Origin of the sequence: Polyangium fumosum (genome assembly GCF_005144585.1) — a bacterium.
Taxonomy (GTDB): domain Bacteria; phylum Myxococcota_A; class Polyangia; order Polyangiales; family Polyangiaceae; genus Polyangium; species Polyangium fumosum.
Window position 1 is genome coordinate 1 of the sequence record NZ_SSMQ01000134.1, and the last position, 13,390, is coordinate 13,390.

8 protein-coding genes are annotated in these 13,390 nt (G+C 65.7%); 7 read left to right on the forward strand and 1 reads right to left on the reverse strand.

The features are described from left to right. Window positions 1–141: 141 nt before the first annotated feature. The 5 genes from E8A74_RS50295 to E8A74_RS50320 all read left to right on the forward strand — a co-directional run bounded on the left by E8A74_RS50295 (window position 142) and on the right by E8A74_RS50320 (window position 8,525). A complete protein-coding gene (locus E8A74_RS50295) occupies window positions 142–3,396 on the forward strand; it encodes an AAA family ATPase (protein WP_136936343.1) in 3,255 nt (1,084 codons plus the stop codon). A gap of 354 nt (window positions 3,397–3,750) precedes the next feature. Then, entirely contained in the window at window positions 3,751–4,674 is a 924-nt protein-coding gene (locus E8A74_RS50300) for an aldo/keto reductase (protein ID WP_136936344.1), read from the forward strand. 298 nt (window positions 4,675–4,972) lie between these two features. Beyond that, window positions 4,973–6,391, forward strand: coding sequence for an MFS transporter (locus tag E8A74_RS50310; protein ID WP_232380106.1), 1,419 nt, complete (start codon window positions 4,973–4,975; stop codon window positions 6,389–6,391). Beyond that, a complete protein-coding gene (locus tag E8A74_RS50315) occupies window positions 6,388–7,125 on the forward strand; it encodes a type 1 glutamine amidotransferase domain-containing protein (protein ID WP_211365646.1) in 738 nt (245 codons plus the stop codon). Before E8A74_RS50310 ends, E8A74_RS50315 begins: the two co-directional genes overlap by 4 nt. 89 nt (window positions 7,126–7,214) lie before the next feature. Continuing rightward, window positions 7,215–8,525 (forward strand): MFS transporter, encoded by a 1,311-nt coding sequence (locus E8A74_RS50320; protein ID WP_136936346.1) that lies wholly within the window; start codon window positions 7,215–7,217, stop codon window positions 8,523–8,525. Here the strand turns inward: E8A74_RS50320 and E8A74_RS50325 are convergent. After that, the gene (locus tag E8A74_RS50325) at window positions 8,510–9,430 is read right to left on the reverse strand and encodes a LysR family transcriptional regulator (RefSeq protein ID WP_136936347.1); all 921 of its coding nucleotides are present in this window, start codon (window positions 9,428–9,430) and stop codon (window positions 8,510–8,512) included. The two genes, E8A74_RS50320 and E8A74_RS50325, sit on opposite strands and share 16 nt — an antisense overlap. 161 nt (window positions 9,431–9,591) lie before the next feature. On the opposite strand from E8A74_RS50325, the gene E8A74_RS50330 reads away from it, so the two are divergent. Together E8A74_RS50330 and E8A74_RS50335 are read left to right on the forward strand one after the other, a co-directional pair. Beyond that, entirely contained in the window at window positions 9,592–10,500 is a 909-nt protein-coding gene (locus E8A74_RS50330) for a LysR substrate-binding domain-containing protein (protein ID WP_136936348.1), read from the forward strand. Window positions 10,501–11,856: 1,356 nt separating this feature from the next. Continuing rightward, a complete protein-coding gene (locus E8A74_RS50335) occupies window positions 11,857–13,044 on the forward strand; it encodes an IS110 family RNA-guided transposase (protein WP_170229999.1) in 1,188 nt (395 codons plus the stop codon). Window positions 13,045–13,390 lie beyond the last annotated feature (346 nt).

Sequence of the window (13,390 nt, forward strand, 5' to 3'; positions counted from 1 at the left end):
GATACGCGAGACCTCCGCACGAATGGCTGCCGCTTGTTGTTCCGTACGCATGTTGAGGCTCCTTCCGGCGGGGAGCCTGGGCACGAGGGACACGGGGCGTCAGGACGGGGGTGGGCGAGGTGATACGACCTTTCAGCTGGAGTGGACGATGCATCGCTATCACCAAGTCAACCACCCGCACTAGGTGAACGGCGCGCGATTGGCGGGTATCAACCACAATATCGGTTCGCAGCCAAGCTGATCCTCAAGAAGCTGCGTGACGGTACGCTCGTCTGGCTCAGAGTGGCGGATCCTAATGCGGGCCGGCTCGACGATCTTCAGATTGCCGACCAGGGGTGTCTCGATGCCTACCAGGTGAAGTGGAGCCGCTTTCCGGGTTCGTTCACGTTTAACGAACTGACGAAACCGGGACCTGATGCGCCGTGCCTGATTGCGCAGCTTGCCGACGGGTGGAAGCGACTGAGGGCGCAGAACCCGGGTCGGCGAGTTGTCGTGCATCTCGTCACAAACGATCTTCCCTCCACCAGAGACAGGTTACCCGGCGCTTCCAGCGGGGGAGCTTTACACTTTGCAGCATTCATCGCAGAATGCTGGCTACCAAAAGCGTGCTCAACCAGCGGAGTGCCCATCCCGGAGCATTGGACACGCGCCTGGGCAGATCTCGTTGCCGCGAGCAAGCTAACATCGGATGAGTTCGATCGCTTTACGGTTGACTGCCAGCTGGACTTCGGAACCGCGCCACCCGACACCATAACTTCCCCGGCGGCAACCGATGGCTTGCCTACCATCACTGCTCGGGAGGTGGCAGCATGGAAGGAGGACCTCGACGCGCTCAACCTTGTGCTTTTCAAGCTCGTTGCAGATCCCCGCCAAATCATAGAGGTTTCACGCGAGCGTCTCTTGCATGAGCTGGGGTGGAGAGAGCGGGCCGAGTTCCGCCATCGCCACGACTTCCCGGAGCCGAGCATCCCTTACCAAACCATTCGCGAGACAGTCGACGAGTTAGAAAGTGCCATACGCAATCATGCTGGCGGCTACTTGCTTGTATTGGGTTCTCCAGGCTCAGGGAAGTCCACGCTTCTGACGCAGACCATGCGGTATCGCCCTGAGCGTGTGGTCCGGTATTACGCTTACGTGCCAGATTCCCTTGAGCCGAATGCTCGGCGTGGTGAATCCATAAATTTTTTCCACGATCTCACTCTAGAGCTGGATCGTCAGGGATTTCGTGCAGGTGATAGCCTCGCGCGCGCAGACCTAGACCTATTAACGTATCGATTTCAGGAACAACTTCGCCGACTCGGCGAAGACTTTCAACAAACAGGTCGAAAGACCATTATCATGGTCGACGGTCTCGATCACATTGCCCGAGAGCAGTCCCCGCAGCGTGCTCTCCTAAAAGATATGCCTGCCCCCGCGGGCGTGCCGGATGGTGTCTATATTATACTTGGGTCCCAGACGGATGAGCTTTCCGACCTGGCTCGCCCGGTGCGCATACAGCTTCGCGAACCTTCTCGGCGCGTTATCATGCGGCGGCTGCCTCGCGCCTCAGTCGTGGAGGCCGTCTCCAGGGCCGAGCTCGTACCGATGCCCGCAGCCGACGACGTTGATCGTATCTTTGAACTATCGAATGGCCACCCGCTCGCTCTCGCCTACCTCCTCAATCGGATTCAGCGAAGCAAGGGGATGAAGATTACCGAGATCCTCGATGCCGTCGAACCATTTAACGAGCGCATCGACGAGCAGTATGAGGCTCACTGGCTTGCGATCGAGGAGGATCGAGTCCTTGTGCATCTGCTCGCACTACTCGCACGTGTGCGCGGTGCCATGGATAGTGCGTGGATCGAGCAATGGGCCAATAGCGACGCGCTATATCGACTCGGACGCTTCGATCATTACTTTCGGCACGAAGCCCAGGGAAGACGTTACTTCTTCCATAACAGCTTTCGGGCATTTCTCTTGAGGAAGACGCGCGCTCTTCCTGGGGTGAGCTCATCGGGAGGTGATGCGCCTCTCTATCGCGAACTTGCTGAGTGTTGCGCGCGCTTACCGGAAACGTCTTGCTGGCGATGGGATGAGCTGCACTACCGCGCGCATGCTGGTGATTATGAGGCGGTGCTGGCGCTTGCCATCCCCGAGACGTTCCGTGCTCAATTCATGGCAGGGCGACCCATCGACGCCATTCAAGCCGATATCCATCATTCGATCCAAGCTGCCGCACGACAAGGAGACATCGGTGCATTGGCTCGAACCGTCCTTGCTGCCAGCGAGCACCAGTACCGCGAGTTCAACATCCGCGAATTGCCAATTTTTAGCCTGCTCGTTGCACTTGACCGACCGACTGTTGCCGCCGACCATATCCGCGATGGTAATCGATTGCGTGTTACGCATCTCAAGGCTCTCCAGGCGTGCGAGGTACTTGCGAAAGCGGGAATGAAGATCGAGGCAGAGCGCATCTTCAATCTTGCCGAGCCGCACGAGGTACTGAGCGGGGTGCAGCCCGAGGAGCATAAGGCCCGGGAAGCCAACGAGCTTTTGGAAGCGTGGATCAATACCGCTTCCTGGTTTCGTCCGATCTTACAGTTACTTGACCTAATTGCACGCCTCCAGCGAGGTGAGGACCGAGCCCGTCAACATAGCGCCGCTGAGGCCACTCGCGAGTTGCGTTCCCTTCTCCGCTTTCGGCTTGCAGAGAAACTGCGCGATCAAAAGCGATGGGATGAATTTGTCACTGTAGTCACTACATGGCGACAGGACGATGACGCAGATTGGGCTTGGCTGTTCTGGTCGCACTTTCATGCCTGGCGGGAGACGCTGCATGGTGGTGACCGGGAGCGCGCTACTTCGTTTTTCAATAGAATTGTATCGATGGCCGAGGTACGCACTCTCGCCGTGGACGAGCGATTTGCACTTGCAGAGGGGTTTTTGCGGGTTTGTAACGACCGCGACGCCGCCGCGAAGATGTTGAATGGTTTGTCGCAGCCACCATTGGCGAGCCTTGGTGCAGTAACCGACCATGAGGGCTTTGAGCCATTCGTGCAGCGATTTCGGTTGAATCGGCTCCTTGCGGTGCTGGGTGACACCCGTCCGCTTCGCGAGATTGTCCCGGATGTGCAGCAAGACGAGGATCAGGTACTGGTCTTTTTTGAGCGCCAGGTTGTGCATGTGGCGCGACTCTGGGGGTACGCGTGGTCGGGACGTATCTTGTCGCCCTCGTCCTTCATGCTGGAGGCTCACCCAATCATCCGACTCCTTGGCCAGCGCCCCGAACCTGGAGGGCGAAGTTGGTTAGCTAGGTGGCTGGTGTTTTTCGCAGCGGACACGCTACCTGCAGCGCGGCCGCTGCGTGAACATGCGCTAGCTGTGGTGGTCGCGGCTCGAAAAACACCAGCCACCTAGGCAGGCTTCGGCCATTTCGTGTGCTCCGAAACCACTGCTGGACCGGGCGATCGAGCGCTTGCATCGCGTCGCGAACCGGCACCGCGAGCTCGTTGGCGCGCGCGACGTGCGTACGAAAAAGGGTCGCCGAACGAGCGTCGGAGTCGGCCGAGGGAATGGCTGGCCGCCGCTTGAGGCGAGACGCTTGCCCACGCGCGTCCTGTGCGCCGAGCCGCTCCAGCGCGAGACCATGCCTGGAAGGCATGGCTCATGTAGGAACAAGGTCTTTCCATCGATGAAGGAAGGCTCTTAGGTTCAACACCACGGACAGGCCCTGCCGAGCTGGCATGGCAAGCCATTCGAAGGAGAACGACCATGAACCGCGAACGCGCACAGATCCTGGGCCCCGATGTGAAGCTCCCCTACCTCGGTTTCGGCACCTATCTCATCCCGGACCGCGAGGCCGCGAGCGCCGTTCACGAGGCCATCAAGGCCGGCTACCGGCACATCGACACGGCGGAGTTCTACGGGAACGAGGCCGGCGTCGGCGAAGGCATCCGGCGGGCGCTCGAGACCGAGGGGCTCTCGCGCAGCGACATCTTCGTGACCACCAAGCTCTGGCCCGGCAACGCGGCATGGGGGCAGACGCCCAAGACCACCGAGACGACCATCAGCTCGCTCGACGAGAGCCTCGGGCGCCTCGGGCTCGACTACGTGGACCTGTACCTCATCCACGCGCCGTTCGACCCCGAGCAGCGCCTCGCGCAGTGGCGGGGCCTCGTGGCGTTGAAAGAGCAGCGCAAGGCGCGAGCCGTCGGCGTCAGCAACTTCGACATCGGACATCTCAAGGAGCTCGAGGCTGCCGAGATGCCGCAGCCGCAAGCGAACCAGATCGAGCTGCACCCTTGGGCCCAGAAGCCCGAGCTCGTCCGCTACATGAAGGAGCGCGGGATCGCCGCCATTGCCTACAGTAGCCTCGCGCCCCTCTCGACGTGGCGGACCGCCCCTGGCCACGATAGCGGCAAGACGGATGCGATGCGGTCCGACGGCGAGCGCGTGGACTCGCCGTTCAAGGCGATGGCCAAGAAGTACGGCGTCGCCGAGGCGCAAGTGCTCTTGCGATGGGGCGTTCAGAAGGGGTACGCGGTGTTGCCCAAGAGCACCAACCCCCAGCGCTTGCGCCAGAACGCCGACATCTTCTCCTTCACCATCGACGACGACGACATGGCTGCGATCGAGACGATGGATCGTGGTGTGGCGCTGGCCTGGTCCGTGGGCGACCCCACCAAGGCTGCGTGACACAGCCCCGCTCGCGTTTATCTCGGTGAAGATAGGCACATCATGAGCGCGATCACCACTAAGGACGGCACGAGCATCTTCTACAAGAATTGGGGGATAGAGACACCCGGGATACGTTGTCCTTGGCACGACGCCAGACCGTAGCGGAGCCGGCGGATCAGCGCGCCGCGCGCCATCGCCGGCACGCTCAACGCGCCGTCATTCCGCCGTCGACGCGGCAGTTCACGCCCGTCAGCCAGCTGCAGCGGCCGGAGCCGAGGAGGGCGACGACCTCGGCAATGTCTTCTGTGTCGCCCAATTGCCCGAGCGGGACTGCCTGGAGACAGGCTTCGGTCGGGACGCCCATCTCGTCGGCGATCAGCGTACTGGCCACGTGGCCCACTCGATTGGACGCGCTCAGCCGAGGCAAACCATGGCCATCACCGAAGCTGTGAGCCGCCGAAGTCCGCCCGCGCGCATGCTGGCGGCCGCGGGCGTCGTCACCGCCGTCTTCGTCCTCTCCAACGCGCCCACACCGCTCTACGTCCGCTGGCAATCGCAGCTCGGCTTCTCGTCGTCCACGCTCACGGCGCTCTTCTCGGTGTACATCGCCGGGCTCCTCGCCACGCTCGCGATCGCGGGTCAGTGCGCCGACCGCTTCGGGAGTCGCGCCGTGCTCGTCCCCGGGCTCGGCGCGGGCATGGTCGCCTGTGTCCTGTTCGCGACCGCGGAATCGGTGCCCGCTCTGCTCGTGGCCCGCTTCGTCTCCGGCATCGCCGTTGCGACGGCCATAACCGCTGGAATGGCGTCGGTCATGGAGCTCGGCGGTGCGGCGCGGCGTCGAATGGCTGCACTGCTCGCGTCGACGTCGCTCGTGCTCGGCGCGGCCCTGGGGCCGCTGCTCGCCGGCAGCTGCGCGCTGGCGCTCGACCGGCCTAGCGAGGCTGTGTTCTCGACCGAGCTCGCCATCCTGTCGGCGACCGTCTTGCTCGTCCAGGCGTTGCCGTTCGCACCGGACGCACCGCCCTCGCGGGCGTGGCGGCCGCATTGGCCCAGCGTGCCGAGGCAGAGCCGCATGCACATCGCGGTGGGAATCTCCGCCTTCGGCTGCGCCATGAGCTGCACGGCGTTCGTCCTCTCGCTCGGCCCGTCGGTCCTCGCTCAGCTGAACGGCGTCACCAATCCTCTCGTGGCCGGGGCCATGGCCTGCGCCATGTTCATCACGGCGACGCTCGCCCAACTCCCGGCCCGAAGGGCTCCCGTACGGGTGATCCTCCGGCTCAGCTTCGTCGCCATCATCCTCGGCATGGCGGCCCTCGTGATTGCGGTGGCGACTTCCCTGGCGAGCGCCCTGCTGATCGGAGCGATGTTCGCCGGGGCAGGTCATGGCCTGGCGCAGCTCGCGGGCCTCACGCTGATCGGCCTGTACGTACCCGAGCAGCGACGCGCCGAGGCGACTGCCGTCCTCAACATCGGCGGCTATGTCCCCTGCGGTCTCATGCCGATCCTCACCGGACTCTTGGTGGATCGAACCAGCCTCGCATTCGGGACGACCTGCTTCGCCGTGGGCATGACGCTCATCGCCGTCGGATCGTGGCTGTTCGTGCGGCGAGCGCTCCGCCTCATACCGCCCGTACGCAGCCCTATGACCGGCGCGGCGGTTCCCCGAAGCGCAAGCGAGCACCATTCTGCTCTCTGCAACCAGCTCGACGGCCCGCTGCCGCAAAGGCGCGCATGACGGGCGAAACCGACCATAGCAACCAAGGAGAATTCATCATGTGCAAGATTGTCATCGTGCTGTCCGCCGCTTCCACCTGGACGCGCGCCGACGGGAGCAAGTACCCGAGCGGCGTATGGGCCGAGGAGCTCGTGGTGATGCACGAGCGGCTCGCCAAGGCCGGTTGTGAGCTCGCTATCGCGACGCCCGGTGGCGTGCCGCCGACCATCGATCCGCACAGCATGGACCCGAAGGTGGTCGGCCAGGAGAACGTGGACCACTTCCGCAAGTACCTGGACTCCATCGCCGGCTCGCTGAAGAGGCCGCTCGTCCTCGCCGAGATCGACACCTCTCGCTACGACGCCGTCGTCATTCCCGGCGGCCACGGCCCGGTCGAGGACCTCTACAAGGATCCCGACATGGGACGAATCCTGGCGGAGGCTGACCGCGACGGGAAGATCATCGCCCCCGTCTGCCACGGTCAGGCGGCGCTGCTTGCCGCGAAGAACGAGCGTGGAGAGTGGCTGTTCCGTGGCCGCAGGCTGACTGCCTTCTCGGACGAGGAAGAGGTCGAGCTCGGCACCGCCGACAACGCGCCCTGGCTCCTCGCCAAAACCTTGCGCGACCTCGGCGCCCAGTACGAGAAGGGGCCGAATTGGGCCGCCTTCGTCGTGCAGGACGGCCACCTCCTGAGCGGCCAGAATCCGGCGTCGACGGCGCCGCTCGCGGACGCGGTGCTGGCGCAGCTGGCCTGAACCGCAGGCTGTGCTTCGTCGACTCACTCGGGCATGATGGCTCGGGTGAGTCGACGTCTTTTGTTCGGGGACCCGCGCTCGGGCGCTTCATGACCGCGGATCCTCGGCTGCTCTTCGCGCGCGAGCCGATGCACACGCGGCAGGTCCTGGCGATCGCGATCGCCACGGCTTGCACAGCGGCAGAAGGCTTCGACGTCTACTCGGTATCGTTCGCCTCGCCCGGCATCGCCGCTGCGTGGAACATCCACAGGGCCGTCTTGGGGGTCGTCCTGTCGATGGAGCTGGTCGGTATGGGCTTCGGCGCCTTTCTTCTGGGGTCGCTCGCGGATCGCGTCGGTCGCAGGCCGACGATGCTCGCTTGCCTGGTGGTGATGGCGACGGGGATGTGGCTCGCTTCCATGACGAGCAACGTCACGACGCTCTCCGCGGTGCGCCTCTATACCGGCCTCGGTATCGGAGGCATGCTCGCCACGAGCAGCGCAATGGTCGCGGAGTACGCCAACGATCGGCGCCGCAGCCTGGCCATCATGCTCACGATCGGCGGCTACTCGCTCGGCGCCGTGCTCGGTGGGCTGACCGCGTCCGCTCTGCTCGCGAACGACGAACGCTGGCAATCAGTGTTCCAGATAGGTGCCATTGCAACGGCCGCGCTGATCGCTCCGGCCCTCTGGTTCCTTCCCGAGTCGATTGCGTTCCTCTGTCAGCGCCAGCCGAAGGATGCGCTCTCGCGCGTGAACGAGATCCTCGTCCGCCAAGGGCGGCGACCGATAGCTGCGCTGCCGGCGCGGACGGCGCCCGAGCTCGGCGGCGGCGGCGGTGCGCTCTTCGGCCGAGCGCTGCTCGGCACGACCGTGGCGCTCACCGTCGCCTTCTTCGCGTACATGCTCGCGCTCTATTTCCTGATGAAGTGGATCCCGAAGCTCGTCGTCGACATGGGGCACACCGCATCGTCCGCCGCTCGGGTCCTGGTCTTCGCGAGCCTCGGTGGGATCGCCGGAACCATCTCGATGAGCCTCTTGAGCCAGCGGTATGACGTGCGGCGCCTCGTGGTCTCCGCGCTCCTATGCAGCGGCGCTGCGGTGGTCGCCTTCGGTCAGAGTCCCGCCGACCTCGCGATCCTCACCGTCGTGGCGACGGCAGCAGGCTTCTTCGTCAACGCGGCAAACTCTGGCTTCTACTCGATCGTAACGCAATCGTATCCGTCGCAGCTCCGCGCCGGCGGCACGGGCTTCGTCATCGGCGCGGGTCGCGCGGGCTCCGCGTTGGGCCCCATCTTCGCCGGCTTGCTCTTCGAAGCCGGCTGGTCCGTCGCGCTCGTCTCGGCCGCGATGGCGTGCGGCTGCCTGGTCGCCGCGGCGTCGATAGGCCGGCTGCGCCCGACCGCTCAGAGCTTCATGTGAGGGTCTTCTTGAATCAGCTCGACCAAGAAGTCCATCACGGCGCGCGTACGCTGCGCCAAGTGCCGCCGTGAGGTGTAGGTGATGTAGACCGGCTGCCTGCGACATTGATGATCCGGCAAGAGGCGGCAGAGCCGGCCGCTCCCGATGTCATCCATGACGAGCAGGTGCGACAGGTTGGCGATCCCATGGCCGCCGACGGCCGCGCGATAGACGGCGGACTCGTTATCGGCCGAGAGGCGGCCGCCGACCTTGACGGCGCATTCGCGCCCCTCGTCGGTGCTCGCCTTGCGCCTGTCGGTGAACCACCACGTGCCGTCGCTGCCGCGGCGGCGATGCACGATGCAGTCATGGCCGGCGAGATCGCTCGGTTCCCGCGGAAGCGGACGGCCGGCGAGATACTCCGGCGTCGCGACGACGAACGAGCTGGTCCATCCCACGCGTCGACAGATCAAGCTCGAGTCCTCGACGGTGCCCGCGACAACCGCGAGATCCAGGCCTTCCTCGACGAGGCTGCCGACGTGGTCGCGCATGACGAGATCGATAGAGAGCTCGCCATGACAGGTGAGCAGGGAGCTGACCCGATCGCTGAAATAGAAGCCGAGGGGAACGGGGACCGCGACCCGCACCGAGCCGACGGGCTCACGCTGCCCGCGGCCGGTCATGTTCCGAATGCCCTCGGCAGCATCCACCAGCTGTTGCGCCGGCGCGAGGAGGTTGCGCCCCTCTTCCGTCAAGGTGACGGCCTGCGTGCTGCGCTGGACGAGCTGAGCGCCGAGGTACTCCTCGAGCGCGCCCACCTGACGCGAGATCGCCGGTTGGGTCACGCCGCGTTGCGCGGCGACGGCCGAGAACGATCCCGTCTCGGCGACCCGCAGAAACGATTGAAGGTTGTTGATGAGGTCCATTGCTGATCTCCATCCCGCGGTCCGTGGATCTCGGTCCGTCAGCGGTCTGGGGTGCCATGCCGGCCTGGCAGGCCCCGGTCCATGGCTCGACTCTAGGGCGTGACTTTCAGCTGTAGAAAGACCTTGTGCCTACAGCAGCCATGCCTGATATGCATGGGTCGATGGAGCTCCGCCACCTTCGTTACTTCGTGGCGGTCGCCGAGGAGGGAAGCCTCACGACCGCGGCGGTCAAGCGGCTTCACACATCGCAGCCGTCGCTCAGCCGCCAGCTCCGGGATCTGGAAGAGGAGGTCGGCGCGCAGCTGTTCGAGCGCGGCGCGCGCGGCGTCGAGCTGACCTCCGCCGGGCGAGCCTTCCTCGAGCATGCGCGGCTCGCGCTCGAGCATGCGACCGAGGCTGCCGAGGCGGCGAGGCGCGCCGCGCGTCCCCACAGAAGTCGCTTTTCGGTCTGCTTTCTTTCGGGGCAAGAGGTGGACTGGCTGCCGCGCGTCACCCAGCTCCTGGAAAGTGATTTTCCTAACGTCGACTTCAGGGTCTCCAGCCTGCACTCACCCGCCGTCGCCGACGCCGTTCAGCGCGGTGAGGTCGATCTCGGCTTTTCGCGGCGGGAGCGCCGTCCCGGAGTCACCTACCGGGTGATCGCGCGCGAGCCGATCGTCGCCATCTTGCCGAGCAGTCATCGCCTGGCCGCCCGCGCCGAGATCGAGCCGCGGGCGATCGCGAAAGAGATCTTCATCGGGTACACCGACGTGCCGCACGTGCTGCGAGAGATCGTCAGGCGCTACTTCGAGAAGCAAGGCGTGGACGTGAAGCCCACCCAGTACCTCGACAGCCTGGCAACGGGGATCTCGCTCGTTGCATCGACGGGCGGGGTCACGCTCTTGCCCTCGTACGCCGAGCCCTTGCTGCCGCCCTCTGTCGTGAGCCGGCGGCTGAAGGGCAAGGCCCCCGCGATCGAGCTCGCCGTCGGTTACCGTGAAGACAACCCGTCCCCGATCCTCCGAAAGTTCCTCGCGAGCATCGATCTCTTGATCGCCGCTGGCCCCGCGGGCGCCAGGATTCGGCCTTGAGCTGCGCGGCGCCGCCCCGCCGCCGCGCGCTCGGTACGGCCTTTCGTAGGATCGCCGACCGACCAGGCGACGCCGTCGCCGCGATCCATCTTCTCGATCGCAACCATGTCCTCCTCCTCGAGGTTGAACGAGAGCGGTGATGGACCAGATCCGTGCAAGGCCGGCTACACGATCCCGCGGCGCATCGGGCGCCTCGAGCTCTGGTCGCTCGACTTGATCGTCCCAGCGCCTCGAGCCGGGGCCCGGGGCGCCACGGCTCTGCTGCCCGCGTCCGTCGAGGTCGAAACGTCGACCGCGTCTACTGCTAGCGCTTTCGCGACGTCCGCTGCTGCCAGCATTTGGGGCCGCAAGGCCTTCGCCTGCTCGACCTGCGACAGCTTCTTCAGCACGCCGAACGCGTGCGCTGCGTTGGCCCGGTCCTGCGCGGACAGCCCTCACGAGGCGGAGACCGCGGACGAGCAGCCATTTCGAGGGCTTTCGGGGCCGGGCGGCAGGGTGGCGGAAATGAAGAGCACCGCTCGACGCGAGCGCCCGCCGAGGTTTCGCCGGACGTGCACTCGCCGCGCTGGCCGTCGTCGGGGCCGAGGGCGACGGCTGTCGAGGAAGCGGGCCCGGAGCTCCTCGCCGTCGGCCCCGAGCTGGCCGTCGATTGCGGAAATCTTCCGCGAGTTCTCGACATCTTGACCGCGCTCGACGTCGAATTTTGGCCACCCCCGCATGCGGGGGGGGTCGAGCGGCCATAATTCGGCCAGAAAGCTTGTCGTGACACACGCACGCACGCGCGCTCTTGCACGTGCGCGCCGCCCGTGGGCGGGTGCGTCGGGACGTACCCCCGAGGACGCCGGCCCCAGCTCGCCGGCCTCGGGCATCGAGGCGGCGCGGCGAGCGTCACGCGTCGAAATCTCCCCCGAGGTCTCGCGGCCAAGATGGGATGAGGCAGCCCCCACGGCGCCTGGTACCCCGATGGCGAGTGCACCGACGGAGAAGAGCAGAGCGAAGGGCGTGCGGAAGGTCGGCCCATCGGCTGCCGACCCTGCTGGAGTGCTCGGCCTCGTCAAGGGGTCGCTCGCGGAGCTCGCCGGCTGCGCCGCCCTTGACCAGCCCTGCGCGCTCCAGCTTCGCGAAGACGCGGGCGATGGGCGGACGGGGCCTCCGGCGGGGGCTCCAGGCTCCGGGGGAAAACCAGGAGGAAAACGAAAGGGACAAACCCGTAACGCCGACAAACCTGTGAGCACGTCGGGACGAGTTTCTCCGGGCGCACAAGAAGAAGTGGCCGAGCCCTCGCCGGGAGCTACCGCCCCCAGCACCCCCACGCGTTCAAAGACGCAATCGACGGGGGCCAAGGAGGGTTCGGCCATGAGAAACGTAGCGCTGGATCTCGGCGTCCGCGAGATCAGTTTTTGCGAGGTGGCACAAGGCAAGGTCGTTCAGCGGCGGACCGTCCGGTCGCTCGATGCGCTCGATGATCTGCTCGGGCCCGACTCGCCGCCAGCCAAGGTGGCGGTCGAGGCTTGCCGGGAAGCATGGGTCGTCCACGACAAACTGCGCGCGTGGGGGCACGAGGTGCTGCTCGTCGATACCACGCGCAGCCGTCAGCTCGGCATCGGCCAGCATGGCCGCAAGACCGACCGCATCGACGCCGAGCACATGGCGCGCGCGGTCGAGCGAGGCGGGATCCCGCTCGCGCACGTGCTGTCGCCGCATCGTCGGGCCATTCGCGAGCAGATGGCCGTGCGCCGTGCGCTCGTCGAGACGCGGGCGCAGTACGTCGTGACGATCCGAGGTCTGCTCCGCGCCCGGGGCGAGAGGGTCAAGACATGCGCGATCGATGATTTCCTGGTCGCGCTGGACAAGGCGACGATGTCCGCCGAGAGCCGCACGCTGGTCGCGCCGCTGGCGACGATGCTCTCCGGGCTCAACTTCCAGATTGCGCAGTGCGACGTCGCGCTCGAAAAGCTTTGCGCCGAGGAGCCGGCGATCGAGCGGCTGATGACGGCGCCCGGGGTGGGGATGCTCGTGGCAGCGGCCTTCGTGTCGGTGGTCGATGAAGCCAAGCGCTTTCGCAACGCGCATCAAGTCGCTTCGTACGTGGGGCTCGTGCCGTTCGAGGACACGTCCGGCGGTCGGGAGAAACGGCGGTTGGGCTCGATCACGAAGCACGGCAATGCGTACCTGCGGGCGCTCCTGGTGCAAGCCGCACATACCATTCTTCGGTGCGGGCCGAGCGATGATCCCATGCGAGCGTGGGGCCGGGCCGTGGTCGAGCGTCGAGATTACCGGATCGGCGTTGTCGCCGTGGCGCGACGGCTCGCGGGCGTGTTATGGGCAATGTGGCGCGACGGGACGGTCTATGACGGAAAAGGAGCCGCCACGGCGTCGTCAAAGCGGCGACGCGTGGCCACGCAATCGAGCGAGGTCGCACAAGAAGCACGAAAGCGCGTGGCGCACAAGATGCGCGCGCGTGAGCGGTCCATCCGGAAAGGGCTCGGCGTCGCGGCGAATCCGCGGGGCCGTGACCAGGAGAAGAGGGACGCGATGAACTGATTTCCCCCCTGCGGGAAAGGCGCCAAGAGCGCGTCGTATGGAGGAGTCGAAAGCTGGTCGTGTGGATGAGCGCGCCGCGGTCAGAGACGGCGGACCCAAGGGTCCGATGCGCATTCCGCTCCACCTGGGCACCCGTTCCGCTGGCACCTGGGCACCCGTTCCGGCGCACGTGGGCACCCTCGGAGCGAAGCGACGTTCCCCTGGCCGTGCCCTCGGCGGATGGTGCTCGGGAGCACGATCGGAGCGGAGCGACGACTCCACCGCCGGCAGCCATCACCTCCTGGACCACCGACCCGACCAAGCCGGCTTCACGCCCATCGGAGCGAAGCGACGACACCTGGGTTCA

What these genes read in the sequence shown, in the direction of transcription:
- E8A74_RS50300 (WP_136936344.1), top strand. Translation starts at nt 3,751, where the DNA reads ATGAACCGCGAACGCGCACAGATCCTGGGCCCCGATGTGAAGCTCCCC.
- E8A74_RS50315 (WP_211365646.1), top strand. Translation starts at nt 6,388, where the DNA reads ATGACGGGCGAAACCGACCATAGCAACCAAGGAGAATTCATCATGTGC.
- E8A74_RS50320 (WP_136936346.1), top strand. Translation starts at nt 7,215, where the DNA reads ATGACCGCGGATCCTCGGCTGCTCTTCGCGCGCGAGCCGATGCACACG.
- E8A74_RS50325 (WP_136936347.1), bottom strand. Translation starts at nt 9,430, where the DNA reads ATGGACCTCATCAACAACCTTCAATCGTTTCTGCGGGTCGCCGAGACG.
- E8A74_RS50330 (WP_136936348.1), top strand. Translation starts at nt 9,592, where the DNA reads ATGGAGCTCCGCCACCTTCGTTACTTCGTGGCGGTCGCCGAGGAGGGA.
- E8A74_RS50335 (WP_170229999.1), top strand. Translation starts at nt 11,857, where the DNA reads ATGAGAAACGTAGCGCTGGATCTCGGCGTCCGCGAGATCAGTTTTTGC.